The 23,767-nt window shown below is 72.7% G+C and carries 32 protein-coding genes; 10 read left to right on the plus strand and 22 right to left on the minus strand.

All coding sequences use genetic code 11. The features are described 5' to 3' along the window. Positions 1-12 precede the first annotated feature (12 nt). The 4 genes from FHU33_RS09690 to coxB are packed head-to-tail and all read right to left on the minus strand — an operon-like array spanning position 13 to position 3,966. Entirely contained in the window at positions 13-498 is a 486-nt protein-coding gene (locus tag FHU33_RS09690) for a hypothetical protein (protein WP_142025170.1), read from the minus strand. Continuing rightward, the gene (locus FHU33_RS09695) at positions 495-1,103 is read right to left on the minus strand and encodes a cytochrome c oxidase subunit 3 (RefSeq protein ID WP_142025171.1); all 609 of its coding nucleotides are present in this window, start codon (positions 1,101-1,103) and stop codon (positions 495-497) included. The genes FHU33_RS09690 and FHU33_RS09695 overlap by 4 nt, the downstream gene beginning before the upstream one ends. Next, the gene (gene ctaD / locus FHU33_RS09700) at positions 1,100-3,004 is read right to left on the minus strand and encodes a cytochrome c oxidase subunit I (RefSeq protein ID WP_142025172.1); all 1,905 of its coding nucleotides are present in this window, start codon (positions 3,002-3,004) and stop codon (positions 1,100-1,102) included. The genes FHU33_RS09695 and ctaD overlap by 4 nt, the downstream gene beginning before the upstream one ends. Next, positions 3,001-3,966 (minus strand): cytochrome c oxidase subunit II, encoded by a 966-nt coding sequence (gene coxB / locus FHU33_RS09705; RefSeq protein WP_170182387.1) that lies wholly within the window; start codon positions 3,964-3,966, stop codon positions 3,001-3,003. Before coxB ends, ctaD begins: the two co-directional genes overlap by 4 nt. 192 nt (positions 3,967-4,158) lie before the next feature. On the opposite strand from coxB, the gene FHU33_RS24925 reads away from it, so the two are divergent. Next, positions 4,159-5,073, plus strand: coding sequence for a cytochrome c oxidase assembly protein (locus tag FHU33_RS24925; RefSeq protein ID WP_170182388.1), 915 nt, complete (start codon positions 4,159-4,161; stop codon positions 5,071-5,073). Between the two features lie 10 nt (positions 5,074-5,083). Here the strand turns inward: FHU33_RS24925 and FHU33_RS09715 are convergent, their stop codons facing one another. Beyond that, complete coding sequence (locus FHU33_RS09715) at positions 5,084-5,317, minus strand: phage holin family protein (RefSeq protein WP_142025175.1); 234 nt, start codon at positions 5,315-5,317, stop codon at positions 5,084-5,086. Beyond that, entirely contained in the window at positions 5,314-5,490 is a 177-nt protein-coding gene (locus FHU33_RS09720) for a phage holin family protein (RefSeq protein WP_142025176.1), read from the minus strand. Before FHU33_RS09720 ends, FHU33_RS09715 begins: the two co-directional genes overlap by 4 nt. 216 nt (positions 5,491-5,706) lie before the next feature. On the opposite strand from FHU33_RS09720, the gene FHU33_RS09725 reads away from it, so the two are divergent. After that, complete coding sequence (locus FHU33_RS09725) at positions 5,707-5,994, plus strand: hypothetical protein (RefSeq protein WP_142025177.1); 288 nt, start codon at positions 5,707-5,709, stop codon at positions 5,992-5,994. Between the two features lie 99 nt (positions 5,995-6,093). Here FHU33_RS09725 and FHU33_RS09730 read toward each other — a convergent pair whose 3' ends face one another. From FHU33_RS09730 to FHU33_RS09740, 3 genes are read right to left on the minus strand one after another with little or no spacing between them, the layout of a single operon-like run. Then, positions 6,094-6,864, minus strand: coding sequence for an ATP-binding protein (locus tag FHU33_RS09730; protein WP_170182389.1), 771 nt, complete (start codon positions 6,862-6,864; stop codon positions 6,094-6,096). Further along, positions 6,861-7,238, minus strand: coding sequence for a helix-turn-helix transcriptional regulator (locus FHU33_RS09735; protein WP_170182390.1), 378 nt, complete (start codon positions 7,236-7,238; stop codon positions 6,861-6,863). The genes FHU33_RS09730 and FHU33_RS09735 overlap by 4 nt, the downstream gene beginning before the upstream one ends. After that, positions 7,235-7,621: a hypothetical protein gene (locus FHU33_RS09740; RefSeq protein WP_142025180.1), complete on the minus strand. Its 387-nt coding sequence runs from the start codon at positions 7,619-7,621 to the stop codon at positions 7,235-7,237. The genes FHU33_RS09735 and FHU33_RS09740 overlap by 4 nt, the downstream gene beginning before the upstream one ends. Before the next feature lie 104 nt (positions 7,622-7,725). Here FHU33_RS09740 and FHU33_RS09745 point away from each other — a divergent pair, with 104 nt between their 5' ends. From FHU33_RS09745 to FHU33_RS09755, 3 genes are read left to right on the plus strand one after another with little or no spacing between them, the layout of a single operon-like run. Next, on the plus strand, positions 7,726-9,087 hold the full coding sequence (locus FHU33_RS09745; protein ID WP_211355058.1) for an NADH-quinone oxidoreductase subunit B family protein: 1,362 nt from the start codon (positions 7,726-7,728) through the stop codon (positions 9,085-9,087). Between the two features lie 33 nt (positions 9,088-9,120). Continuing rightward, entirely contained in the window at positions 9,121-11,022 is a 1,902-nt protein-coding gene (locus FHU33_RS09750; protein WP_142025181.1) for a nickel-dependent hydrogenase large subunit, read from the plus strand. Positions 11,023-11,053: 31 nt separating this feature from the next. After that, a complete protein-coding gene (locus FHU33_RS09755) occupies positions 11,054-11,809 on the plus strand; it encodes a hypothetical protein (RefSeq protein WP_142025182.1) in 756 nt (251 codons plus the stop codon). Between the two features lie 28 nt (positions 11,810-11,837). Here the strand turns inward: FHU33_RS09755 and FHU33_RS09760 are convergent, their stop codons facing one another. Continuing rightward, positions 11,838-12,452 carry a hypothetical protein gene (locus tag FHU33_RS09760; RefSeq protein WP_142025183.1) on the minus strand — a complete coding sequence of 205 codons (615 nt, stop codon included), beginning with the start codon at positions 12,450-12,452 and terminating at the stop codon, positions 11,838-11,840. A 155-nt stretch (positions 12,453-12,607) separates the two neighbouring features. On the opposite strand from FHU33_RS09760, the gene FHU33_RS09765 reads away from it, so the two are divergent. Further along, complete coding sequence (locus tag FHU33_RS09765) at positions 12,608-13,390, plus strand: hypothetical protein (RefSeq protein ID WP_142025184.1); 783 nt, start codon at positions 12,608-12,610, stop codon at positions 13,388-13,390. A gap of 27 nt (positions 13,391-13,417) precedes the next feature. On the opposite strand, the gene FHU33_RS09770 is transcribed toward FHU33_RS09765, so the two are convergent. Genes FHU33_RS09770 through FHU33_RS09795 form a run of 6 tightly spaced genes read right to left on the minus strand, consistent with a single transcriptional unit; the run spans position 13,418 to position 16,463 of the window. After that, entirely contained in the window at positions 13,418-13,648 is a 231-nt protein-coding gene (locus FHU33_RS09770; RefSeq protein WP_142025185.1) for a hypothetical protein, read from the minus strand. Next, on the minus strand, positions 13,645-13,911 hold the full coding sequence (locus tag FHU33_RS09775) for a hypothetical protein (RefSeq protein ID WP_142025186.1): 267 nt from the start codon (positions 13,909-13,911) through the stop codon (positions 13,645-13,647). The genes FHU33_RS09770 and FHU33_RS09775 overlap by 4 nt, the downstream gene beginning before the upstream one ends. Then, positions 13,908-14,165 (minus strand): hypothetical protein, encoded by a 258-nt coding sequence (locus FHU33_RS09780; RefSeq protein WP_142025187.1) that lies wholly within the window; start codon positions 14,163-14,165, stop codon positions 13,908-13,910. The genes FHU33_RS09775 and FHU33_RS09780 overlap by 4 nt, the downstream gene beginning before the upstream one ends. After that, positions 14,162-14,446: a hypothetical protein gene (locus FHU33_RS09785; protein ID WP_142025188.1), complete on the minus strand. Its 285-nt coding sequence runs from the start codon at positions 14,444-14,446 to the stop codon at positions 14,162-14,164. The genes FHU33_RS09780 and FHU33_RS09785 overlap by 4 nt, the downstream gene beginning before the upstream one ends. Positions 14,447-14,475: 29 nt before the next feature. Continuing rightward, positions 14,476-15,234 (minus strand): biotin--[acetyl-CoA-carboxylase] ligase, encoded by a 759-nt coding sequence (locus FHU33_RS09790; protein WP_142025189.1) that lies wholly within the window; start codon positions 15,232-15,234, stop codon positions 14,476-14,478. After that, positions 15,231-16,463 (minus strand): tetratricopeptide repeat protein, encoded by a 1,233-nt coding sequence (locus FHU33_RS09795; RefSeq protein WP_142025190.1) that lies wholly within the window; start codon positions 16,461-16,463, stop codon positions 15,231-15,233. Before FHU33_RS09795 ends, FHU33_RS09790 begins: the two co-directional genes overlap by 4 nt. Before the next feature lie 20 nt (positions 16,464-16,483). Here FHU33_RS09795 and FHU33_RS09800 point away from each other — a divergent pair, with 20 nt between their 5' ends. Beyond that, positions 16,484-16,978 carry a hydrogenase maturation protease gene (locus tag FHU33_RS09800; RefSeq protein ID WP_170182391.1) on the plus strand — a complete coding sequence of 165 codons (495 nt, stop codon included), beginning with the start codon at positions 16,484-16,486 and terminating at the stop codon, positions 16,976-16,978. Positions 16,979-16,994: 16 nt separating this feature from the next. Here the strand turns inward: FHU33_RS09800 and FHU33_RS09805 are convergent, their stop codons facing one another. After that, on the minus strand, positions 16,995-17,546 hold the full coding sequence (locus FHU33_RS09805) for a NifU family protein (protein WP_142025192.1): 552 nt from the start codon (positions 17,544-17,546) through the stop codon (positions 16,995-16,997). A 124-nt stretch (positions 17,547-17,670) separates the two neighbouring features. Here FHU33_RS09805 and FHU33_RS09810 point away from each other — a divergent pair, with 124 nt between their 5' ends. After that, positions 17,671-18,459, plus strand: a complete 789-nt coding sequence (locus FHU33_RS09810; protein ID WP_142025193.1) for a nucleotide-binding protein — start codon at positions 17,671-17,673, stop codon at positions 18,457-18,459. Here FHU33_RS09810 and FHU33_RS09815 read toward each other — a convergent pair. Genes FHU33_RS09815 through FHU33_RS09825 form a run of 3 tightly spaced genes read right to left on the minus strand, consistent with a single transcriptional unit; the run spans position 18,456 to position 19,957 of the window. After that, positions 18,456-18,863, minus strand: coding sequence for an ATP-binding protein (locus FHU33_RS09815; protein ID WP_142025194.1), 408 nt, complete (start codon positions 18,861-18,863; stop codon positions 18,456-18,458). The genes FHU33_RS09810 and FHU33_RS09815 overlap by 4 nt on opposite strands. A 21-nt stretch (positions 18,864-18,884) precedes the next feature. Then, complete coding sequence (locus tag FHU33_RS09820) at positions 18,885-19,202, minus strand: nucleotide-binding protein (protein ID WP_142025195.1); 318 nt, start codon at positions 19,200-19,202, stop codon at positions 18,885-18,887. Next, positions 19,199-19,957, minus strand: coding sequence for a nucleotide-binding protein (locus tag FHU33_RS09825; protein WP_142025196.1), 759 nt, complete (start codon positions 19,955-19,957; stop codon positions 19,199-19,201). The genes FHU33_RS09820 and FHU33_RS09825 overlap by 4 nt, the downstream gene beginning before the upstream one ends. A gap of 99 nt (positions 19,958-20,056) precedes the next feature. Here FHU33_RS09825 and FHU33_RS09830 point away from each other — a divergent pair, with 99 nt between their 5' ends. Together FHU33_RS09830 and FHU33_RS09835 are read left to right on the plus strand one after the other, a co-directional pair. Further along, on the plus strand, positions 20,057-20,347 hold the full coding sequence (locus tag FHU33_RS09830; protein WP_142025197.1) for a HypC/HybG/HupF family hydrogenase formation chaperone: 291 nt from the start codon (positions 20,057-20,059) through the stop codon (positions 20,345-20,347). Beyond that, positions 20,340-21,128, plus strand: coding sequence for a DUF6390 family protein (locus FHU33_RS09835; protein ID WP_142025198.1), 789 nt, complete (start codon positions 20,340-20,342; stop codon positions 21,126-21,128). Before FHU33_RS09830 ends, FHU33_RS09835 begins: the two co-directional genes overlap by 8 nt. A gap of 4 nt (positions 21,129-21,132) precedes the next feature. On the opposite strand, the gene FHU33_RS09840 is transcribed toward FHU33_RS09835, so the two are convergent. Then, on the minus strand, positions 21,133-22,098 hold the full coding sequence (locus FHU33_RS09840; RefSeq protein ID WP_142025199.1) for an ABC transporter ATP-binding protein: 966 nt from the start codon (positions 22,096-22,098) through the stop codon (positions 21,133-21,135). After that, complete coding sequence (locus FHU33_RS09845; protein WP_170182392.1) at positions 22,088-23,746, minus strand: ABC transporter permease; 1,659 nt, start codon at positions 23,744-23,746, stop codon at positions 22,088-22,090. The genes FHU33_RS09840 and FHU33_RS09845 overlap by 11 nt, the downstream gene beginning before the upstream one ends. Between the last annotated feature and the right edge of the window lie 21 nt (positions 23,747-23,767).

Consider the following 23,767-nt stretch of genomic DNA (forward strand, 5'->3'; position numbering starts at 1 on the left):
AGCACGCTCCTCTCACCAGCACGGTCCGATCGCCAGCACCGGAACGATCCCCAGCCCGACCATGCCCAGCGACAGGAGGTTCATGTACAGGCCGCCGGTGACGAGGAAGCGGTTGCGCGCCGTGTCCGGCACGGCGTCCCATGCCCGGGCCGGGTACTCCTGCGCCTGCTCCCGCAGCACCCGGCGCCGCTCGCTCGTCGGCCACAGCGGCGGCCGTGGCGCGGTCGGGGCGTCCACCTCGCCGGTCCTGGGATCGGGCAGCCGGCGCAGCGTCCACCACGCCGCGTAGCAGGCGGCGGCGACGACGGCCGTGAGGAGCACCGTCAGGATCACGAGGAACACCGGCAGCCCGAGGCCGTCGGTCGGGCAGCTGGCCTCGATCGTCCAGTAGCCGGCCAGCAGGTGCAGCAGCCAGGCGGCGGTGCCACCGGTCACCGCGAACCAGAAGATGATCGGCCGGACGCCCGGCCGCTTCGTCTCCGGGGTCGCCGCCGTCACCAGAACCTCGGCGTGAGGTAGAGGGTGAAGGCGATCACCAGCCAGGAACCCACGACGAAGTACCAGTAGTAGGCCACGGTCACCGCCATCTGCTGGTCGCGCGGCTGCATCCGATCCCCGCGCACCTTCAGGGCGACGACGGCGAACCCGATGAGGACGAGAACGGCGTTGATGTGGTGGAACCCGGCGAGGGCCAGGACCAGCGAGCCGTAGACGTCCCGCTGCGGATCGATGCCGTTGGCCGGATAGTCGGCCAGCTGGATGGCCAGGAACGCCGCGCCGATGACCAGTGCGACGGCCAGCGCGGCGGGCAGTCGCCCCCCGGCGCGCCCGGATCGGGCCGCGACGTGGACGACCGCGGCCGGCACCACGCTGAGGACCAGCAACCCTGTGGCGATCCCGGTCCGCCACAGGACCGGGTCCTCGGCCGGCGGCGGCGGCCAGGTCGAGGCACCGGTCCGCAGGTAGTAGTAGGAGAAGAGCAGCGCGGCCAGCATCGAGATCAGCACCCAGAGGGTCAGCTGCATCCCCCACCAGCCGGAGTCCCGCGCGATGGCCGGGGCGGGCCGGGGCGCCGGGTCGCCGGCGTACCCGCTGGTCCTCACGAGCCGTCCTCCCTGCTCCAGGTCCACGCGATCCCGACGCACACCGAGCCGAGGAGGCCCGCCAGCGAGAGCGGGTAGACCGAGACGAGCACGCCACCCAGGGCCAGCACGAGGAAGGCAGCCATCAGCAGCGGCCACCAGGACTGCTTCGGCAGCGTGACGACTTCCTCGGGCGCCGCGTCGAGCAGGCTGGTGAGCACGGTCTGCCGCACCTGGCCCGGGGGCTCGAGCAGTTCCTCCTGCCACGTCGACGGGTCGTACCGCGGCTGGAACGGCTGGGTGTCCCACAGCGGGGAGCGGCCGGCCACCTCCGGGATGGCCCGGAAGTTGTAAGCCGGCGGCGGCGAGCTCACCCACCAGTCGAGGGTCTCGCCGCCCCAGGGGTCGTCGCCGGCCCCCTCGCCGTACCGCGCGCTGGAGATGACGTTGCCGAGCGTCACCAGGAGGCCGGTCGTGAGCACGATGCTGCCGATCGTGGACAGTGCCTGCGTCGGTTCCCAGCCGGTGTTCTCCGCGTAGGTGTAGACCCGTCGCGGCATGCCCTGCAGTCCGGTGATGTGCAGCGGGAAGAAGGTGAGGTTGAACCCGACGAAGGTGAGCCAGAAGCTGAGCTTGCCGGAGCGTTCGGACAGCAGACGGCCGGTGATCTTGGGAAACCAGAAGTACAACCCGGCCAGCACCGGGAAGAGCATCCCGCCGATGAGGACGTAGTGGAAGTGCGCGACCACGAAGTAGGTGTCGTGCGCCTGCTGGTCGAACGGCACGGAGGCCACCATCACGCCGGTGACGCCGCCGGCCACGAAGATGACGACGAAGCCCACGACGTAGAGCAACGGCGTCTTCCAGACAACGCGTCCCTGCCACAGGGTGGCGATCCACGCCGAGATCTGGATCGCGCTCGGGATGGGGATGAAGAGGCTGGCCAGGGAGAAGAACGCGAGCCCGAGCTGCGGCAGGCCGGTGGTGAACATGTGGTGCACCCAGACGCCGAAACCGAGGATGCCGATCGCGACGGTCGACACGGCGATCAGGCTGTAGCCGACGATCCGGGTGCGGGCGAGGACCGGCACGATCGTGGAGACGATGCCCAGCCCGGGCAGCAGGATGATGTAGACCTCGGGATGCCCGAAGAACCAGAACAGGTGCTGCCACAGCAACGCGTCGCCACCGGTGGCGGGGTCGTAGAAGTGCGTTCCGACCGTGCGGTCCAGTTCCAGCAGCACGCTGGCCACGACCAGCGGCGGGAACGCGAAGATGATCGACACCCCGGTGACCAGGACGTTCCAGGCCAGCAGCGGCATCCGGCTGATCTTCATGCCGGGGGCCCGGTTGCGGAGGATGAGGACCACCAGCTCGATGGCTCCGCCGATGGTCGCGATCTCGACGAACGTGACGCCGAGCAGCCAGAAGTCGATCGACGAGCTGGGGGAGTACTCCCCGTTGGTCAGCGGGACGTAGGAGAACCAGCCACCGTCCGGGACCTCGCCGAAGAAGAAGCTGGCGTAGAGGAAGATTCCGCCCAGGACGTAGATGTAGTAGCCGAACGCCGTCAACCGGGGAAAGGGCAGGTCGCGGGTGCCCAGCATCAGCGGCAGGACGTACATCGCGAACGCCTCGCCGACGGGCACGGCGAAGAGGAACATCATCGTCGTGCCGTGCATGGTGAACAGCTCGTTGTAGGTCTGCGCGTCGAGGAACGTGCTCTCCGCGCTGCCGAGCTGCCAGCGCATGAACAGCGACTGGATGCCGCCGAGGGCGAAGAAGACGAACGCGGTGATGAGGAACCGCTGGGCGACCTGCTTGTGGTTGAGCGCGGTCAGGGACCCGGCCAGCCCACGGGGGGTGGCCCAGGCCTCGGCCAGCGGGTCCTCGGTGCCCGGTCGGTCCCGCAGCAGCGTCATTCCAGGCTCTCCAGGTAGACGAGGAGCGCCTGCAGGTCGTCGCCGCCGAGGTTGTTCGGCGGCATGCGCACCCCCGGCTTGAGACCTTGCGGGTCGAGGATCCAGCCGGCCAGGTTGCCGCGGTTGTTCTCGAGCATCCCGGCGGCGATCGTGTCGCGCGAGGCGAGGTGGGTGAGGTCTGGGGCCGGGGCCATACCCCCCTCGCTGACGTCCTCGATGCGATGGCAGTCGCCGCAGGAGGCGGACAGGAACACGTCCCGGCCGGCTCGCTCCGGGTCGGTGTCCGGCGTTCCCGAGGACAGCTGCAGAGTGCGCAGGTGCTCCTCGAACTCCTCCTCCGGCTGCGCCACCAGCACGAACTGCATGCGCGCGTGCTGGATGCCGCAGAACTCGGCGCACTCGCCGAGGTAGGTGCCGGGTTCGTCGACCTGGAAGGTCATCGTGTTCTCCCGGCCCGGCACGAGATCGACCTTGCCGGAGACGGGAGGCACCCAGAGGCTGTGGATGACGTCCGCGGAGTTCAGCTGCAACTGGACGGGGCGTCCGACGGGGACGTGCACCTCGTTGGCGGTGACCACGCCGCTGTCGGGGTAGCGGACCTCCCACCAGAACTGGTAGCCGACGACCTCGATGTCCAGGGCCTCGGGAGGTGCGGGCCGGGAGACCCCTATCCCCACCACGAGGCTGTAGGCGAACACCGCGGGCAGGACGAGCATGGGGATGACCACGCCCCACACCGCGATGAAGGCCTTGGCGCCCCGGGTGTTGCGCTGAGGTGCCCGGCGTGCACGGTGCCGCAGCGCGAGGACGAGGAACACCACCGTGGCCAGCCACAGCAGGCCCCCGAGCGCGATCATGAACCAGGTGAGGCCCGCGATCGACGCGGCGTCGGGGCCCACGGGATCGAGCACCGAGCCCGGTGCCGGCGCCGCCACCGGCAGGGCTTCGGTGTACAAGATCACGTACCCCCTGTCGTGGCGGTGCGCGGGGCGGCCGGGTGGGCCGTCCCCCGTACCGTTGCGACCCTAACGACCCTGCTCCACAACCGCAGGCGACGGACTCGTGCGAGCGGACCGGCCTGCGGCGGGGGTCGCCGCGCACGACACTCGGACGATGGACAGGGTGCCCGACGAGACCATCGCCGGAGGACGCAGGTGACCGGGGACAGGGCGACGGGCAGCGTTCTCGCCCACGTGGGCGGGGCGGCGCAGGACTGGCCGGTCCTGCCGCTGGCGTTCCTCGCGCTGGTCGCCCTCGGCTATCCGTGCCTGCTCGCCTGGACGGCGCCGCGCCGGCGGTCGCCCTGGACGACGGTCGGGCCGGGCGTGGCATGGGTCTTCGGCATCGTCGCGCTCGCTGCCGCGCTGGCCTCGCCCATCGAGCGGCTCGGCGAGGACTACCTCCTCGCCCACATGGTCCAGCACCTGCTCCTCACGCTCGTGGCCGCACCGCTGCTCGTGCTCGCCGATCCGGTGCCCCGGATCATCGCGGCCCTGCCCGAGCCGGTCCGACCGGTCGTCGCCCGCCCGTGGGCGCGGCTCGTGCGGGGGGCCCGCCGACCCGCGGTCGTCCTGGTCGTCGCGGTCCTCTACCTGGCCGTCGTCCTGGCCTGGCACCTGCCGGCCGCGTACGAGGCCGCCCTCCTGTCGACGCCGGTGCACATCGTGGAGCACCTCACCTTCCTGGCGGCCGCCCTGGTCTTCTGGTGGAACGTGCTCCGCGTTCCGCGCCGGCGCCTGGGGCAGCTGGTGGCCGGACTGGTCGCCGTGCTGATCCCGGCGTTGGGTGAGGCGGTGCTCGGCGGCGCCATGCTGTTCTCGACGACGCCCTGGTACGACGTCTACGTCGGAGCGGCCGCCGAGCACGGCTTCGATCCGGTGGTCGACCAGCAGGTGGCCGGTGCGCTCATGTGGATGGCCGGTATGCCGGTCTACCTGCTGGCCGCCGTCGTCCTGCTGTGGCGGGTGGTCCGTGTCGGCGACACGGAACGGCAGCCGCCGGTCCCCCATGTGCCGGATGCCCCGGAACGCGTGGTCCCGGAAGCCCGGCGGGCCTCGCTGGAGGCGTGAGGCCGGCTGCTCAGGTCGTCGTCGGGCGTTCGGGAGCCGACGCGGCCCGCACGTCGTCCCGCAGGCTCACCACCGTCTCCTCCGGCACGAGCGGCCAGGCCCGGCGCAGTTCCGCGAGGGCAGCGGCTCCCAGCGCGGCGGCGCCGCCGGCGTACAGACCGGTGGCCAGGGCGGCCGAGGCGGTGGGGGAGAGCCGCCGGTCCAGCAGGCGCAGGAGCAGGGCCGTCGAGCTCCCGATCGTCATGGCGCCGAGAACACCCGCGGCACCGAGGAGCGCACCGGCCCCCCGGCCTGCCGGGCCTTGCCGGTCATCTCCTGCTGAGCCCGCTGGAATTCCTGGCGGACCAGGGCGCTGAGGTCTGCGCTCAGCGACTGCAGCAGATCGCTGGTGGAACTGCCCGGAGTGCTCTCGGTCATCGGTCCTCCTCGGCGCTTCGGACACGGCTGCCCGGTGGCCTACCCGCAGGTTCCGGAGCCAACCGACACCGAACAGCAGCCCCCGCGGGCCAGCTCCTGGCCGGAAGCAGCGGCGGCGGCTGCCGGATGGGCGGTCAGGAGGCGGTCGACATCACTGATCGGAAGATTGTTCGGCGTGGAGACGGGCAGACCAGGACCACGAGACGAGGAGGAACGATGAGCACTCCTGGCGATCATGATGACCGGCGACAGCAGCGAGGGCCGGCCGACCCGGAGCAGCGGAGGCCGCGGTCGTTGCGGCTCATCGCTTCCATCGTGGGAGGCGTCGTGCTGGTCGTACTGGCGGTCTGGCTGATCATCTACCTCACCGCCAGCGAAACCGCCGAGTACGGCAGCGAGTCCGTCGGCGCGGCCGTCGCTTCTGTGACGGCGTGGCCGGTGACCGCCTCGGTCATCACCGCGCGGCCGGCCGGTCCTCGAGGTCACGCTTCAGGGCATCCCTGAGAGGTCATCGACATCGTCCGCGACTCGGCGACGGCGAAGTATCCGGGCATGCACCCGGAGCGACGACTCCAGCCTGCCTGTGCGCCGACGTGTCGTCGGTCAGTCGAACAGCGGGTCTCCGGTGATGCGGCCGAGGGAGGCGGCCAGGGTTCGCGCGGCGACGACCACGTCCCGGGCCTCCGGCCAGTGCACGACCGGCACCCGCGCCCGGTCGGCCGCCCCCACGGCGTCGCTCCAGGGGATCGCCCCGGTGAAGGTGAGGTCGTGCCGAGCGCAGAACTCCTCGACGGCGTCTAGGTCGCCGGGGGAGCGGAGCTTGTTGGCCACCACCGCGACCGTCGGTACCGGGAGCTCGGCCACGAGGGCGCTCATCCGCCGGACCGTCTCCAGCGAGCGGTAATACGGCTCGGCGACCAGCAGCACCGCGTCGACGTGCCGGATGGTGCCCCGGCTGAGGTGCTCCGGGGAGGCCTCCATGTCCACGACGACCAGCAGTCCCGGGTCGCCGAGGTCCTCCAGCACGGAGGAGACCACGGCGTGGGCGGCGCACAGGCAGCCCTCGTCGGCGTGCGCAGCAGCGCCCATCGCGAGCAGCCGGATGCCGTCCGGCCCGGCCACCGCGTACCGGTCCAGCACCTCGTCGACCGGCTCGAGCAGTCCGGCGCCGCCCCGCCGCCGGGACACGAGCGACGGCGGGACAGGGGGCGGCGGAGCGGTTGCCGAGGGCAGCCCGAGAGCGGTGGCCAGGTTGGGATTGGCGTCGGCGTCGACGGCCACGACGCGCCGACCCCCTCGGGCGGCGAGAAGCGCCACGGTGGCCGACAGCGTGGTCTTGCCCGCCCCGCCCTTGCCCGCGACGGCCAGCCTCACGTCCGCGCCTGGCTGGCGTCGAGGGCCAGTGCCTCGTAGCGCCTGCGGTAGACGTCGAGGCTGCGCGCGAACTCGGCCAGCGATCCGGCGACCGCGTGCAGCCACTCGCGGCCCTCGTCGGTCAACTCGTACGTCCGCCGGGCCGGTCCGGTCGTCGACGGCTGCCAGGTGGAGCGCACGAGTCCTTCCTCGTCCATGGCTCGCAGGCTGCGGTACAGCCCGCCGGGATCCACCCGGTCCAGGCCGAGGGCGGCCACCTGCTCCAGCAACTCGTACCCGTGGGACGTGCCCTCCGCCAGCAGGAGGAGCAGGCAGGGACGGAGGTAGTTGCGGGGGAGCCCGACGGCAACCTCCTCGGGCGGCGTCCGGGTCACGAGTTCCCGCCGAGCGGACGCTCGGCGGCGCAGGCCAGCGCCTCCTCCACGGAGTTGTGGCACCAGCAGTCGGCGCTGCATTCGCCGTGCGAGGGACGGGTCAGGTCGGAGAAGCTCAAGGCGAACTCCGTGCGACCCTCCGCCATCCCGGTTGCGGAGAGGGCGTAGCCGGTGGCGACGCGTTCGAGGAAGCCGTCGACGACCAGTTGGTCCAGGTACGCGAGCCCGACGCGGGCCTCGACTCCCAGGAAGCGCTCGAGCAGCGGCGCGTCGACGACGTCGCCGAGGCCTTCCCCGCGCAGCCAGAACATGACCTGGAGGATCTCGCTGCGCCAGTAGAGGCTGCGCAGCGCCTCCGACTTGGGCGGGTGCAATTCATCCACGTCAGCGTCTCCGAGCCGTGACCGAGGTGTGATGCACGCTACACCGGGCCGGCCGGCTAGCTGTACGGTGCATCTACCGGCGTCCTCTCCCCCGGGAGCATGGCATGGAAGATCGACAGACCAGATCGCCGAAGCTGCAGGCCCGCACCCCGGCTCAGGAGCTGCTCGACGCGCTCGGTCCGGTGGAGCGTTTCCACGACAAGGAGGAGGTCGGTGCCTTCGGCCTGCCCTCCGGCGCGGTCACCGAGGACATGCTCTCTTCGGTGGCCGACGCCAGGCACCCGAAGCGGTTCGGTCCGCTGGAGAAGCTGCACGTGTTCTGGTTCGCGGGCATGAGCTGCGACGGCTGCAGCGTCGCAGTCACGGGTGCGACGACTCCGTCCATCGAGAGCCTGCTGCTGACGGCGCATCCAGGGCTGCCTCGAGTGGTCCTCCACCACCCGGTGCTCAACATGGAATCGGGCCCGCACTACGTGCGTGCCGCGGAAGAGGCGATCGCCGGCACGCTGAACGCGCCCTACGCCGTCGTGCTGGAAGGTTCCATCTCGGACGAGCTGGCCGCCTATGCCTCCGGTGGCTACTGGGCCGGCCAGGGGGAGGAGCCGTGGGGGCCGGACGGCGAGATGCGGCCCGTGACCGCGTCCGAGTGGGTCGCGCGGCTGGCGCCCAATGCGGCGGCGATGATGGCCATCGGGACGTGCGCCACGTGGGGCGGCGTCCCGTCGGCCGAGGGCAACCCCACCGGCGCGATGAGCCTGATGGACTGGCTGGGCAAGGACTACCGCTCCACCTTCGGCGTCCCGGTGGTCAACGTCCCCGGCTGCCCGCCCATCGGTGACAACTTCACCGAGACCGTCGCCGCGATCCTGTACTTCCTGCAGGGCTTCGGCCCCCTGCCGGAGTTCGACGAGCTGGGCCGGCCGGCGTGGCTGTTCGGCGAGACGGTGCACCGCAACTGCGTGCGCGGCGCGTACTACGAGGAGGGCGACTTCGCCGAGGAGTTCGGTGACCCCGAGTGCCTCGTCGAGGTCGGCTGCTGGGGGCCGGTGGTCAACTGCAACATCACCTCGCGCGGCATGATCAACCACGTCGGGGGCTGCATGAACGCCGGTGGGCCGTGCATCGGCTGCACGATGCCCGGCTTCCCCGACAAGTTCACCCCCTTCTACAAGCGGCCGCCCGGTTCGTTCGCCTCCACCACGGTCTCCCGGATGGTGGGCAGCGTCATCCGGCCGCTGCGCAAGTTCAGCAACAACAACCTCAACCGCGAGGTGCGCTGGGACCGGCAAGGTGCGACGCCCAGCGGATTCGGCCGGGAGATGGCCGAGCCGTCGGTCCTGGCCCAGGTGAACCACAAGTTCTACGACATGCTGCGCCGCTCGGGTGACCGGGGGAAGGCGAAGGCCGAGGTGTGGGGCAGGCGCGACGAAGCACCCAGCGGCGGCAGCCCCGACCCGCGGGTCTGAGCTGTCCCGCGTCCGACCGACAGAGGAGACGCGATGTGCTTCAAGACCCTGCCCGTCGAGTTCGACGAGCGCGGGCGGGCCACCCTGCGCGGCGGCATCCCCAATCCGTACGACGTCACGGTGACCAAGCCGGATGTGGGCCTGACCGAGGAGGAGCGCACCGCCCGCATCGAGCGCCTGGTGGCCCGCAACGGGCACATCAAGGACCTGAACATGGACCCGGTCACCCGCGTGGCCGGCGCCCTGGCGGTGCACGTGACCGCCGACCTCCAGAACGGCGCGTATCTCGACTCACACGCCGTGGCGACGCTGTTCCGGGGATACGAGGTCATCCTCATGGGACGTGATCCGCGGGACGCCATCTTCGTGGCCTCCCGCGCCTGCGGGGTGTGCGGTGGTGTGCACTCGCATGCCGCCGCGTACGCCATCGAGTCCGCCATGGGCATCACGCCGCCGCCGCTGGGGACGGTGGTGCGCAACATGGTCGAGGCGGCCGAGATGGGATACGACAATCCGCTGCACCTGTACCTGCTCGCCGGGCCCGACTACTCGGAGTCGGTCGTCAAGACGACCAATCCGGAACTGTGGACGAAGGCCGAGGGGTGGAAGTGCCCCAGCGCGGACATCCACGGCTTCTCGACCATGGCCGAGCTCATGGAGGCACTCAACCCGCTGACCGGCAAGCTCTATCGGGAGGGACTGGAGTTCACCCGGCTCTCGCGCGAGATGGTGGTGCTCCTGGCCGGCAAGTACCCGCATCCGGAGAACGTCGTGCCCGGTGGTGTCTCGACCACCCTGACCCTGCAGACGCTCAACGAGTACCACTCGCGGCTGGGCAAGATCTACGACTACGCCCGGCGGATGATCGCGGTGTGGGACGACATCCCCACGTTCTTCTACGAGGCCGACGACCGCTACCAGCTGACCGGTTACCGGCCGACCAGCCAGATCGATCCCGGCTACTGGGACGACCCGTACGCCTACGACGCCACGTACGCCAACTGCAACGACTGGGGCGAGAAGCGCTGGTCGACACCGGGCGTGGTGATCGACGGCGAACTCGTGACCACCCGGCTCACCGACATCAACATCGGCTGGGAGGAGTTCGTCGAGCACTCCTTCTACGAGGAGTCCTCGACCTCCCGCTTCCCCACCGACCCGCTGGGCAACCCGCTGTCGCCCTACCACCCCTGGAACAAGCGGACCCTGCCCAAGCCCGGCGCCAAGAACTGGAAGGACAAGTACACCTGGGCCTGCACCCCCCGGTGGGATCGCCAGGTCGTCGAGGCCGGTGCGTACTCGCGGCTCCTCATGACCGCCAAGGCGCAGAAGATGCCGGAGAGCCAGTTCATGTCGGCCAGCGGCTCGGGCATGCGGTTCGTGATCCCCAGGGGGACGACCGCGGAGAGCGAGGTCGAGTGGCACGTGCCGGAGAAGTGGAACGCCTTCGAGCGCAACCGCGGCCGCGCCTACCACTACCTGTTCAGCCAGTTGGTCGGTCTCGAGAGCCTGCTGCAGGCCTACGAGATGCAGCGGCAGGGCGAACGCCGGGTCGCCGCCCTCGACCCGCAGGAGCTGGAGAAGGCCATCCCCAAGGACGAGCGGATCAGCGTGGGCTGGTGGGGCGCCGGCCGCGGGTGGCTCACGCACCACCTGGTCATGGACAAGGGGAAGATCACCAACTACCAGATCTGCACGCCGTCGACGATCAACGCCTCACCGCGCGACCCCTGGGATCAACCCGGCCCGTACGAGGAGGCCGTGATGAACACGCCCATCCTCGAGAAGATGTCCGATCCGTCGGACTTCACCAGCATCGACATGCTGCGGGCCATCCGTAGCTTCGACCCGTGCATGCCGTGCACCACACACGTCCACACCGGTGCCGGTGAGGTCGTGCGCGAGGTCAACACCTGCTCCTGCGGTGGTGACTGACGGCATGGCGACTCACGGGCATGGGATGCCCGTGACCGTCCTCGTCGGTGGGGTGAGCGAGCTGTTCCAGCGCGACCTCGACCTCGGCCGGCTGGCCGTCGAGCGGCTCCTCGGCGAAGGCCTCGGCTCCGGCGTCCTCGTCGAGGACCTGTACTACGGGGCGGTGGCTGTCGCGCAGCGGTTGGAGGACCTGCGCCCCGACCTGCTCGTGCTCGTCTCGGCGGTCCGGCGCGGACGGAGGCCCGGGACGGTCGAGCGCCGGCGGATCGATCCGCCGCGGCTGACACCGGAGAAGGTGCAGGCGGCGGTCGGGGACGCGGTCGTCGGCTACGTCCACGTGGACCTCGTCGTCGAGGTCGCCGTCGGGCTGGGGGCGCTGCCGGCGCGGACGGTGACGGTGGAGGTGGAGCCCGACGAGGTCGGGCCGGGGGAGGGGTTGAGCCCGTCGGCCGCCGCCGCATTCGACGACGCTCTGGCGATCGTGCGGGCCGAGGTGCGCCGAGCCCCCTTGCTCGAACTCGCCGGCGAGCTGCGCACGCTCCTCGAGGGGGATCGGCTCGGGGACTCGGCCGCGCTGCGCGCAGTTCGCGCGCTGCTGGACGAGCTGGTGCGCCTCGACCGGGACGCCCGCTGGGGTGCCACGTTCCGGTTGCGGGACGAGCTCCGGCTCCGGATCGCGGCGGGCGCGGGCAGCGACGGGATGGACCACCGCGACTGGGGCCTGTGGTGGGCGCTCGTCGAGGAACTCGACCGCTTGACGGCGCTGGAGGCAGTGCGCACGCCGTGACGGTCGGCGTGCGGGCGGCCCGCGGCTGTCAGGGGCCGGCCGGCGAGCCCGTCACGGAAGGACGTTCGTGCTCGTGTTCGCCGAGCCATTCGGCGAGTTCGGTGTCGAGGCCGTCGATCTCGCGAGTACTGCCCGCCGCTGCACGGACGGCCGCGCGCCGGCGCCGGGCGGCGAGACCCAGGAAGACCACCAGGAGAGCGGCGAGTCCGGCCCCGACCTGCTTTCCCAGCGAAGACTCCGCCGTGGCCTGACCCGTGCTCACCGGCGCGGGCCGCGGCTCAACCACCGCGCTGGCGACCACCACGTCGGTCCAGGCGTGCAGGTCGACCGGCGACCCGGCCGCAGCGGCGGGGACAGCGATGATCTTGTGCCGTCCGGCGGCGGTGGCGGGAATCTGGACGTCGACCGCCATCCGCCCGTCGAGCGTGACGGATGCGGAGCCGAGGATCTCGCCACCCGAGCGGTCCCAGACCAACGTGAGCGGGCCTGGTTCGAGGCCGCCCCCGTGTACGGTCACCGGCGTCCCGGCTCCGGCTGCACCGCTGACCTGGAGCCAGGATCCGGTGTCGCAGGCCAGTGCTCCCGTGCCGCTGGTCACCAGGAACAGAGCGCTGCAGAACCCGATCACGATGCCGCGCATCATGCACCTCCACCGACCTCGGCGTCCGGGTCGACCGTGCCACCACGAGCCGGGGCCGTCAAACCGTTCCGGACGACGCTCCGACGTGCGAGCATCCGGATCCGGCCGCCATAGGGGGTGACCCCGTCGTGACGCCTTCGCCACAAGGGAGAACAGCCATGCCTCGCAGCGCACTGTCCGTGAGCCTCGTACTGGCTGCCAGCCTGCTGCTGGCGGCCTGCGGCAGCGGGGACGACGATCCGGCCGCCGAAGAACCGCCTGCCGCGACGGCGCCGGACAGCGCCGAGGAGGGCCGTCCGGTCCTGCAGCGGGACGAGGACGAGATCCGCGGGTCGTTCAGCATGATCGAGATGGCTCACACGACTCCCTACGCCGGCGCCGGCGTCGAGGAACAGCAGCCGAACCCGTGGGACGGCACGGCCCAGGGCGAGGGCCCCTATCGCTACGCCGCCATTCCCTGCACCGGGAACGCACCGGTCAACAACATCTCCGGTGACCTACCCGCCTTCAACGGACTGGTCGAGGGCAGCCGCGTCCCGGTGTCGAGCCGTTCCCATCCGCTGGAGTTCGAAGTCACGGAGGGGGATGACGGCGCGATGCAACTGGATGGCACGTTGGAGCTCACCGTCTGCCAGCTGCGACCGGGGGTGACGCCCGATCCCGACCCGGTGCCGGACCCGGAGAAGGACCGCATCCGCATCGAGTGGACCGCGCAGGCGGTGGAGGCCACGGCCGAGACCGTCGTGTGGGAAGGCTCTCTGGAGATTGTCGGCGGGACGGGGCCCTACGAGCAGCTGCGCGGGGAGGGCACCATCGCCGGGTACTTCTTCTGCTTCGCCCCCGAGGGCTGCGCGGAGCTCGGCGAGTTCCGCGACGTGCAATTCGTCATGAGCGGCGACTACACGCTGCCGGCCGAGGCCCTGGAGCAGGCCGGCTCCTGACCGGCCCTCGAGGCGGGATCCCGGAGGTCAGCCGCGCTCGAGTGCCGACGCGACGGCGTCGAGGTCGGTGTTCACCTCCCGCAGCGCGGGTCCGATCGGCTCGGTCTGCCGCTCGATGGCGCGGACGCCCATGGTGATCCGGGCCAGCGTCTGGGAGACGTCTCGCAGGGTGCGGGTGATGGCGACGAGGTAGCCGGCCAGTGCGCCGACCAGGACGGCGACCTCGCCGAGGGTGAGTGCGATCAGACGCTTCTTCACCGAGCACGCTCCTTCGCGCCGTTCGCCGACTCCAGGTGATCGCGCAACGTCGCCGCCCGCGCCGTCGTCTGTCGCAGCAGGTGCCCCGCTTGGGTGTTCTGCGCGACCAGCTTCCCCGCCGTCCACACCCGGTCGACCGCCTCGTCGACGTTCACGACACTGCGGCGCAGCGTCTCCAGCAGCCCCGCGACCGCCAGGACGGCCACTCCGCCGCCGGCGAGGGTGGCGAGCCACCGCAGTTCGTTCGGATCCCGGTGCTTCATCGACGCGCCCCTTCCGCCGCCGAACCGTCCGCGGCGGCACGGAGGCGGGCGGCCCCCGCTCCCAAGGTCGTCAGGTGCCCCGCGAGTTCGGTGTTGCCGCGCAGCGCGGAGGCGGCTGCCGCGATGTCGTCGGCGTACCGGCCGATCTCCTGGGCCACGGCCAGTGTGCGGTGCAGCAGCAGGCCCGCCACGCCGATGACCGCGGCCCCGGCACCCAGTCCGGCGACGGCGGCCAGGTGCTCGCCGCGGTTCACGGCTTCTCCTCCGATGGGGCGAGGATGCGCTCGAGGTGGCGATTGACCCCCACGAGGTCGAACAGCGGAGCGGTGTTCTGGCGCGTGCCCTCCAGCGCGGCCGTGATCTCGTCGGCCTGCCGGGCGATGCGGCGGGCGTACCCGATGATCGTCAGCAGCAGCCCGGCGCTGACGACCACGACCGCCCCACCCGCGCACCAGCCGAGCTTCCATCGCACGGAGGCGCTGCTCAGCGCGGACCGGACCGTGGGTGCCGCCGCACCTGGTGTGACCAGCATCACGCCCGGACGCTACTACATGACGCGCACACCTACATGCCCTCCGCCGCGCCATCGAGATCGCCGTCGTCGCCCGGCCCGGACGGTTCCAGCAGGCCCAGGTTCGGCGGCCGGACGGCGACGCGGTTGCCGCGCGCCGTGTGCAGGACGAGGGCTCCGTCGGTCAGCACGTCGACGGCCTGGCCGGCGACGCTGGGCCCCGTCGGACCCAGCGGGATCATCCGCGCACGGACGGATCGGCCCAGCGTCGTGCACCGGGGCGTGTAGGCCTCGAGCACGGCGTCCGCGGCTTGGGCCAGTCGCTCCTCGACCGCCGCGGCCAGCCCGGCCAGCAGCGGCCCGCGCGGTGGGAGCGCGTCCTCGACGAGCACCGTGGCCACGGCCCACTCCGTCCGCTGGGGCCCCAGCTGGACGAAGGCGCCCAGCCGGGCGAGCACGGTGTCCCCGTCCTGCGCCAGAACGGTGTCCGGCCACCCGAAGCGGACGTCGCCCAGCGCGTCGGCCAGGGCGACGGATGCGGTCACGTAGAGCCAGCCCTCCCGCTCCGGCGGCAGATCAGGGTGCAGGACCATCGAGAAGCCCAGTCCCCGCCCGGGACGGACGTGCCACGGCCAGCCGCCGCGGCCCCGCGGCGAGGCCTGGTAGTCGGCGACGACGACGGCACCGGCCGGTGCACCGGACCGTGCCCAGGCCATCGCCTCCGGCTCGGTGGACAGCAGGGCCGGATAGCTGCGGACCGGACGCGGGCCGAGCAGCTGCGCCAGCTCCCCGGCGACCAGGTCGTCGCTCATCGCCAGCCGAGCGTCGCACCGCTCCCGGCGGCGGCCCCCTCGAAATCGGCCGCCAGCCGGTCCCATTGCGGGACGGGGAACCGGGCCATGGCCGACTGCATCGTGCGGGCGAGCGCATCCCGGTCCTCCGCCGACAGCCCCGGATCACCGGCGGCCGCGACCACGGCGCGCACCATCGGGTCGTATGCCGCGGGTGGCAGTTCGAGCAGCACGTGCAGCAGGTTCTGCACGAGGGGCAGGGTCGCGGCCGGGCGGCCCAGCGCGCCTTCGAGGAAGCCGGCCACGGCGGCCTGCCGCTCGGGAGCCGGGGCCTCGACCAGACGGAGCACCTCCTCGCGCACCGTGGCCGTCCAGCGGTCGGGCGGCTCGTCGTCCAGCACGTCCAGCAGGTCGTTCCCGGGTGGCGGCGGCAGTCCGGCGAGCACCTGCCGGGCCTGCGAACGCACCGTGCCGGCCGCGGCCGGCACGGCGAGCGACTGCCGGGCGGCCAGGCGGGCCCGGGCCTCCTGCCCGGCCTGCGCGGCGGCGAGGGCCACATTGGCCTTGGCCATCGCGTACTCCGCGGGGCGCACGGTGCGGGGGAAGGCGCCCAGCGCCCGGCGGAACGTCTCCACGGCCTCGCTCGGCCGGTGGGTGGCGAGCAGCGCCAACCCCAGGACGTTGAGCGCGGCCCCGAGCCCCGGCAGGTCACCGGCGCGTTCAGCGAGCACGGCGGCTTCCTCGAGCAACCGGCGCGCCGCCTCGGGATCGCCGGACGTGAGCAGGCAGCTGCCGTGCTCCCGGGCGCAGGCCGCCGCCTGCGCCGGCCGGCCGACGGTCAGGAAGGACTCGCCGGCGGCCGTCCAGGCGACCTGTGCACCGGCGGGATCCCCGGCGTCGCGGAGAACCAGCCCGAGGTTGTATGACGCCGCGGCCTGCTCCGCGGGTTGGCCGAGCGCCGCGAACGACTCCGCGACCGCCCGGAACGCCGTCGCGGCCTCCGCCCGGCGGCCCGACTCCCGCAGCGCGATGCCGAGCATGTTGCCGGCCTTCGACTCCTCCAGGCGCAGGCCCGCTTCGCCGAAGATGCGGCGGGCCACGGTCAGCGCCTCGCGTGCGGCAGCCGGTTCGCCGGCGGCCAGGAGCGCGGAGCCGAGATGGAACTGCGTCGTGGCGTGCTGCACCGGATAGCGCGAGACGGGATAGCGCGCGAGTCGCGCGGTGAGCGGTTCCGGCCGGCCTGCTGTCATGGCCCGCCTACCCTGCTGCCGTGACCGCGATCGTCGCCTGCTTCGGCAACGTCCTGCGGGGTGACGACGGCTTCGGCCACGCGGTCGCCGAGCGCCTGGCCGCGGAGGACCTGCCGGAGGGCGCCGTCGTCCTCGAGGTCGGCATCGGCGGCATCCACCTGGTGCAGGAACTGCTGCGCGGGGTCGACGTGCTCCTCGTGGTCGACGCCGTCGATCTCGGCCGCCCCCCGGGCACCGTGGTCGTCCAGCGCCCCGACGTGCTCGACGTGGCGACGCTCTCGCCCGAGCGGCGGCGCGACGAGCTGGCCGACATGCACCTGGCGACACCGGAGAAGGCCCTGATGGTGGCGCGTGCCCTCGACGTGCTCCCGGGGGCGACCCTCGTGGTGGGCGTCCAGACGGTCGACACCGACCGGCTGGGCCAGGGGCTGTCCCCGGCGACCGGACGCGCCGTGGAGGTGGCCGCGGCGGAGGTCCTCCGGCTGCTGGCCGAGCACCTCCCCGGCGGGGACTGACGGTCCGGCGGTCCCCTCATGCGGGTCGCGGCTGGATCTGCAGCAGCACCGGGCCCGGCGGGGGATGTGATGCGGCACCGCTGTCCGGCGCGACGTCCATCGCGACGAATCCGGGCAGGTTCTCCCGCAGCGCCTCCTCCACCCCGTACCGGAGGGTCTGGGCGGCCGAGGTGCACCCCGAGCAGGCGCCGCTGAGCCGCACCCGCACCACGCCACGCGCGACGCCGAGCACCTCGACGTCCCCGCCGTGCTCGGTGATGTACGGGCGGACGGGCTCGAGCGCTGCGCTGGCGGCCGCGATGTCGTCCACCCCGACCCCGTAGGCCTCGAACAGCCAGGCGACCGCGGGATCGCTCGACCGCACCGTCTCGGCGCTCTCGCCGAGCGCATCGGCCAGGTGGGTGACCGCCAGCCGGTGGATCGCGTCGACGCCGTCGAGGAGTTCGAACACCCGCTCCTGGACGGGTTCGTCGAAGCTCTCGACCTCGCCGAGCAGCTCCTCGAGCCGGTCCAGCAACGGGCCGAGCTCGGCGAGTGACTCCTCCGGCGTCGGCACCGTGTCAGCCACGAGCGCGGCGGACCTTGGTCATGTGTGCAGTCTCCTGCGTGTCGACGGTTCGGCTGCGTGGTGGCAGTCTGCCTCTGCCGGATGACCTGCGCCACTATCGAGCGCCCGCAGCGAGGAGCACCGGATGACGACGGTGGCACGCTCTACCGCCCTCACGGTCGGCGTGGTGGGCAAGGGCGGGGTCGGCAAGACGACGGTCGCGGGTCTGCTGGCCGGCGCCTGGGCCGGGCAGGGACGGGCCGTGGTGGCCATCGACACCGACTCCAATCCCAACCTGGGCCTCTCGCTCGGACTGTCGCTGGAGGACACCGAGGCCGTTCCGGAGCTGCCGCGCAGCGCGGTGGTGGGCGGCGGGGGTGGGCTGTCAGCGGCCGAACTGGTCGAGCGGTACGGCCGGCCGACACCGGCCGGACCGACGCTCCTCTCGGCAATCAAGGTGGCACAGGCCGGGGCAGGGTGCACCTGCGGCGGGCACGCCACCGTCCGCAGCCTGCTCGCCGACGCCCTCGCGGACGTCGACGTGACGCTGGTCGACATGGAGGCGGGGCTGGAGCATCTGAGCCGGTCCGGCGGCACGCTGGCCCATGCCGATCTCCTGCTGGTCGTCTGCGAACCCACCCGCAAGTCGGTGGTGACCGCCGCGCGGACCGCCGCGCTGGCGGCCGAACTGGGCATCCCGCGCCTGCTCGCCGTGGGAAACAAGGCGCGCACGCCGGCGGACGAGGAGTACCTGCGGGCCGCGCTGGCGGAGGAGGGACTAGCGGTCGCCGGTGTGCTGCCGTACGAGGAGCGGATCGTCGCGGCGGATCGCGCAGGCGATCTCGGCATCCGGGCACCCTCGCCGGCGATGCTGCCTGCCCTCGAGGAGGTCCTGAGCGCGGTGGACGCCCTCGCCGAGGACGCGCCTGCCTAATGCGTCCCGGCCGAGTGCGGCAGCAGGCCTTCGGCCAGGCGGACCAGGGCCTGGACGCCCGGAGAGTCGGCCGCCGCGTCGAACGGGGCCTCGCCGCGCCGTTCCGCCGCGACGATCGCCGGCTCGTCCGGCACCAGCACCGGGTCCAGGCCGGGGAAGGCCGCGCGCACCCGGGACTCGTCGTCCGCGTCGCGGATCCGGTTGGCCGTGACGACCACGCGGCCCAGCCCGCCGGCCAGCACCGCCTCCGCCGCGCGGCGACCGACCTCGAGCGACTTGGCGGTCGGCTCGACGACGACGACCACGACGTCGACCGGTTCCCCGTCCATGCGCAGGACGGTGCCGAGGCCCGCCTCGAAGTCGGCGACGACGATCCGACCGGGACGTTCCAGCTGCCCGAGCAACTGCTCAGGTGAGATGCCGCACTACGGGCAGCCCGGCTCCGGGTTCTGGATCGCCGAGACCACGGCGAGCCGCACGCCGTCCGGGCCCGTCGTGCCGAACCGCTCGACCAGGTCGTCCGCGCTGCCGGCGTGCGCCTCGTCGCCGGCGTTGACGGCGTCGCGCACGGTGACCAGGTGCTCGGTCACCTCCTCGCTCAGTCCGAGCGAGATGCCGAGGTTCGGGTTGGTGTCGCAGTCGAGGGCCAGCGTCTCGTGCCCATGGCGGGCCAGTGTCCGGGCCAGCACCGCGGACGTCGTCGTCTTGCCCGAGCCGCCCTTGCCCACCACAGCGATCTTCACGAGGCCTCCTCGCGGTTGCGCAGGTCGTCCACCAGCGACCGTACTGCCGCGACGGCCGGCGTGTCCGGCCCGGCGTCGACCACGGCACGGCCCAGCCGGTCGGCGTCGCCCACCGCGGGGTCGAACGGGACGGCGCCGACCACGGGCAGGCCGGTGCCGGCAGCGACTCGCTCCGCGTCGTCGGGATTCCGCACCTTGTTGGCCACCGCGACGACCTGCGGCGCGCCGGCAGTCGCGGCCAGCCGGGCCAGGCGCCGGCCGGAGAGCAGCGACGCAGGGGAGGGCTCCACCACGACGAGGAACGTGCGCGCGTAGCGGCCCCAGGTCAGGAACGGCTGGCGGGTGCCTCCCGGGAGGTCTCCGACGATGCTCCACCCGTCGCCGGGCAGGTCGTCCAGCACCCGCTGGTACGCCCAGTGCGGGCGGGTGTTGCTCCACCGGGGCCCGCGGGCCTTGCCCAGCTGGAGGAAGCGCAGCCCGTCCGGCCCCCGCACCGCGTACCGCTCTATGGCGTCGGGCCCGGTCAGGCCCGGGCGCAGGCGGTACCGGCGCCGGCCGGCCTCCTCGTACTCCTCCACCGCGTCGTCGGGCAGCCCGGCGTCCGTCGGGTCGACGCCCAGGGCGAACGCCAGCCCGGGCATGGGATCGGAGTCCAGCGCCAGCACCCGCTCGCCGCTGCCGGCCAGCAGCCGGGCGAACGTCCCGGCCAGGGACGACTTCCCGGCGCCGCCCTTGCCCACGAAAGCCACCCGCATGGCTGGACTGTAGGGCTGGGTGCGGGAAAGGTGGCTAGTGGTACCGCACACCTACCGGACCGCTCGCGGCCGCGCAGCGATCCACGCGAGGAGACCTGCATGTGCCTGGGCGTTCCCGGTCAGATCGTGGCCATTCCCGATCCCGCGGCGGCGCACGCGGAGGTGCACGTCGGCGGCGTCGGCCGGGAGGTGTCGCTGGCCCTGCTCGGCCCCGGAGCAGCCCGCGTCGGCGACTGGGTGGTCGTCCACGTCGGATTCGCGATGGAGGTCATCGACGAGGCGGAGGCGCGCGCGACGCTGGAGGAGATGCAGCGGCTGGACGACATGTACGCGAGCGCGCTGTCCGACGCGCCCGTCGTGGACGCGGGCGAGGAGTACCGCCGTGGCTGAGCGGAGGCCGGGGGCGGTTCCCGGACCGGTCCTCTTCGCCCGGTACGCCTTCGCGCCCAATTCACACGGCTACTGCGGGCCGGCCGACTCCGGCGGGCTCTTCGAGTACGGCGTCGCCGGCCGGGACGACGGCGGCCTGCGCGCGATGGCGCAGCAGTTCGCCGGCGCATGGCCGTACCTGCAGCTGATCGCGGGCGCCACCGGTCTGGCCGACCCGCTGGACCGCCGGGTGGTGGAGGCCTACTGGGTGGGCAGTCCCCGGCTGGACCTGGTGAGCACCCGTGCGGTGGGCGATTCCATGGAGGACCGGTTCCGCGCCGTCACAGGGGCGACGTTCTCGACCCTCACCGAGGGCGTGCTCGCCGGCGGGGTGCCGCACCACAGTTTCGCGGTGTTCTGCATCTACCCCTACACCGGCCTGCTGACCGACGGGCGCAAGGCGCCGCACGCGCTCACCGTGCTGGACCGGTGCCGGATCCGCTGGGGACGGGTGCAGGCGGTCCAGGGCGACCAGGTCGTGGTGGAGAGCCAGCCACTGAGCTGGGACGGTCGCACCCTCCAGCTCGGGCCGCCCGTGCCCGAGACCGTCGTGCAGTCGGTCGACGGGGTCGGGATGGTGGGCACCGTGCAGCCCGGCGACTGGGTGTCCCTGCACTGGGAGTGGGTGTGCGACCGGCTGACCGAACGGCAGGTCGCCCGGCTGCGCCACTACTCGGATCGGCACCTGGCCATCGTCAACGACCGGCAGACCCGTTCGCGGGTGCCTGCGCTCCTCGACTGAAGCGTCACCCGATGGGCCAGCTGCGCTCCAGGGTCCACCCGACCCGGGCACCGACCGGGTGACGGGGGGCGCCGGGCTCCCGGATCAGGAGCTCGCCGAGCGGGCTGTCGACCAGGTAGTCCGAGTGCGGCCCCCGGAACCAGACCGCGCGCAGGTCGCCGTCGACGTCGCCACCGAGCCGGGCCCAGCCCGGCCGGACGAGCAGCTTCGCGGAACCGTCCGGAGCGTCCACCACGGAAGCGGGGCCGGTGAGCCGGGCGGCGAACAGATCCACGGGCTCGCCGTAGATCTGCTGCGGCGTGCCGACCTGCAGCAGCCGCCCCTCGCGCAGCAGCGCGACCCGGTCCGCCAGGCCGAGTGCCTCCTCCGCGTCGTGCGTGGCGTAGACCGCGGCCGCACCGCTGTCGCGCTGGCGGGCGACGAGCTCCTCGAGGAAGACACCGCGGACGTGCGTGTCCAGGTGCGCCGTCGGCTCGTCGAAGAGGTAGACCGACGCCCGCCGGGCGAGGGCCCGTGCCAGTCCCACGCGCTGTTGTTCCCCGCCGGAGAGCTCCGCGGGCTTCCGGTCGGCCAGGTGGGCGATCCGAAGCCGGTCCAGGATGGCCAGCGCCTCGGCGCGGGCCTGCTTCCGGCCCGTGCCGCGACGTCGCGCGGGATAGGCCACCGTGTCCAGCGCGGACAGGTGCGGCCACAACGCGTAGTTCTGGAACACCACGGCCAGGTCGCGGCGCTCCGGTGCCACCGGGCGGCCGTCGCCGGCGACCGTCGTGCCGGCGAGACGGACGGTGCCGGACCTGGGCAGGAGGAAACCGGCCACGGTGTGCAGCAGGGTGGACTTGCCCGATCCGGAGGGCCCCAGCAACGCCAGCACCTCCCCGGAGCGGACCTCCAGAGTCACTCCGGCCAGCGCCGTCGTGCCGTCGTATTCCACGACGAGATCGGTGACCTCGAGGACGGGCTCAGCCGGCACTGGGCCCCTCCGTTCGAGTGCCGGCCGACGGAGCCCCGCGCCCGCCGCGGAGCGCGCGGAACACCGGCCACAGCGCGAGGGCCGGTACGGCGAGCAGCAGGGACAGCACCACCGACAGCGCGGCGGTCGGCCCGATCCGGCCCAGCTCCTGACTGTTCAGCACGACGACCGCCAACGTCTCCGTCCCGGGCCCGTAGAGCAGGCTGGACATGGTGACCTCGTACAGGGCGGTGAGGAAGCAGATCAGCCACGCCGCCAGCAGCGCGGGGGCGAGCGGCCGCAGTGCGACGGTGCGGACGGTGGTGAGCGCGCCGGCGCCGCTGACCCGTGCGGCGCGCAGTTCATCGGGGGGCAGGCGGTCGAGCGCACCGGCGATCGGCCGGTGCGCGAACGCCCAGAGCTTGGCCACGTAGGCCAGCAGGATGAGCGTGAGGGTGCCGGACAGCCATCGCCCGTAGGCGAGCAGCAGGCCGACCGCGAGGGTGGAGCCGGGCAGCACGAGGGTGAGTGTGACGAGGGTGCCGATCGCGCGGCCGGCCCGGCGGCGCTCGAGCACCGCGACGAGGGCGCCGAGCAGCACGAGCAGCGAGGCCGCGGCGAGCGCGAGGCCGACGCTGCGGCCGACCGCCTCGACGGTGCGCGGGGTGAGGATCTCGCGGAAGTGGTCCAGGGTCCAGTTGCCGGGCGTCGGCGGGATCCCGAGCGCGCGGGTGACCGAGGCGAGGGCGAGGGCGGCCAGCGGCAGCGCCACGGTGAGCACCAGGTAGCCGGCCAGGGCGGTGGCCTGGGCCCGCCGTACCGGCCGGCTCCCGGCCACGGCGCTCGTGCCCTGCGCACCTGCCGGGCGCTCCGCCCGCAGCCGCGGACCGAGCAGCGCGTCCGCCGGGGCCACGCATACGGCGGCGAGGACGACCAGCAGCAGGGCGAGGGCGACCGCCTCGAGGAAGGAGGCGGGATCGCCACCGATCGACAGGTCGGCGTAGATCCGTGTGGTCACCGTGCTGAACCCGGCGGGTGCGCCGAGGACGTGCGGAATGGCGAAGGAGCCGAGTGTCAGCACGAACACCAGGACGGCTGCCGCCGACAGCGCGGGCAGGAGCAGCCGGAGCGTGATGGTGAGCAGCACCGTGCCGCTCCTTGCGCCCGACACCCGGGCCGCGCGCTCCAGGTCTGGCTCGGCGCGCGCGGCCAGGCCGGCAGCGACGACCAGGTAGGCCAGCGGCGCGGCGTTCACGACCAGGACCACCCACACCCCGACGGGGCCCAGCAGTCCCGGCCAGTGCAGCCCCGCGACGGTGTCGGTGAAGCCGGCCCGCGCGTAGGCCTGCGTCCAGCTGTAGCCGAGCACGAAGTCGGGCACGACCACCGGCAGCAGCACCGCCACCCGCCAGAGGGCCCGGCCGGGCAGGTCGGGCCGGCGCAGGACCAGCGCGATCGCGACGCCGAGCGGAACGGCGGCGGCGGTCACGGCCGCGGCGAGGAGGAGGGAGTTGCGCACCGCCGTGCCCAACCGGGCCGAGCCGAGGACGCCGGCGAGGTCGCCGTCGCTCTCCTGCCACAGCACCGCGCCCAGGCGCAGCAGCGGCAACGCGACGAGCGCGGCGACGACGGCGAGCACGGCGACGACGGCGCTCCACCGGACCAGCATCGGCGCACCGCCTGGGTGCAT

The organism is Blastococcus colisei (assembly GCF_006717095.1).
GTDB classification, from domain to species: Bacteria; Actinomycetota; Actinomycetes; order Mycobacteriales; family Geodermatophilaceae; genus Blastococcus_B; species Blastococcus_B colisei.

Excerpts from the sequence above, each read along its gene's own strand:
- FHU33_RS09795 (WP_142025190.1), bottom strand. The coding sequence starts at position 16,463 with ATGACAGCAGGCCGGCCGGAACCGCTCACCGCGCGACTCGCGCGCTAT.
- FHU33_RS09760 (WP_142025183.1), bottom strand. The coding sequence starts at position 12,452 with ATGATGCGCGGCATCGTGATCGGGTTCTGCAGCGCTCTGTTCCTGGTG.
- FHU33_RS09825 (WP_142025196.1), bottom strand. The coding sequence starts at position 19,957 with ATGCGGGTGGCTTTCGTGGGCAAGGGCGGCGCCGGGAAGTCGTCCCTG.
- FHU33_RS09790 (WP_142025189.1), bottom strand. The coding sequence starts at position 15,234 with ATGAGCGACGACCTGGTCGCCGGGGAGCTGGCGCAGCTGCTCGGCCCG.
- FHU33_RS09775 (WP_142025186.1), bottom strand. The coding sequence starts at position 13,911 with ATGAAGCACCGGGATCCGAACGAACTGCGGTGGCTCGCCACCCTCGCC.
- FHU33_RS09810 (WP_142025193.1), top strand. The coding sequence starts at position 17,671 with ATGACGACGGTGGCACGCTCTACCGCCCTCACGGTCGGCGTGGTGGGC.
- ctaD (WP_142025172.1), bottom strand. The coding sequence starts at position 3,004 with ATGACGCTGCTGCGGGACCGACCGGGCACCGAGGACCCGCTGGCCGAG.
- FHU33_RS09725 (WP_142025177.1), top strand. The coding sequence starts at position 5,707 with ATGAGCACTCCTGGCGATCATGATGACCGGCGACAGCAGCGAGGGCCG.
- FHU33_RS09830 (WP_142025197.1), top strand. The coding sequence starts at position 20,057 with ATGTGCCTGGGCGTTCCCGGTCAGATCGTGGCCATTCCCGATCCCGCG.
- FHU33_RS09715 (WP_142025175.1), bottom strand. The coding sequence starts at position 5,317 with ATGACGATCGGGAGCTCGACGGCCCTGCTCCTGCGCCTGCTGGACCGG.
- FHU33_RS09765 (WP_142025184.1), top strand. The coding sequence starts at position 12,608 with ATGCCTCGCAGCGCACTGTCCGTGAGCCTCGTACTGGCTGCCAGCCTG.
- FHU33_RS09720 (WP_142025176.1), bottom strand. The coding sequence starts at position 5,490 with ATGACCGAGAGCACTCCGGGCAGTTCCACCAGCGATCTGCTGCAGTCG.
- FHU33_RS09745 (WP_211355058.1), top strand. The coding sequence starts at position 7,726 with ATGGAAGATCGACAGACCAGATCGCCGAAGCTGCAGGCCCGCACCCCG.
- FHU33_RS09750 (WP_142025181.1), top strand. The coding sequence starts at position 9,121 with ATGTGCTTCAAGACCCTGCCCGTCGAGTTCGACGAGCGCGGGCGGGCC.
- FHU33_RS09845 (WP_170182392.1), bottom strand. The coding sequence starts at position 23,746 with ATGCTGGTCCGGTGGAGCGCCGTCGTCGCCGTGCTCGCCGTCGTCGCC.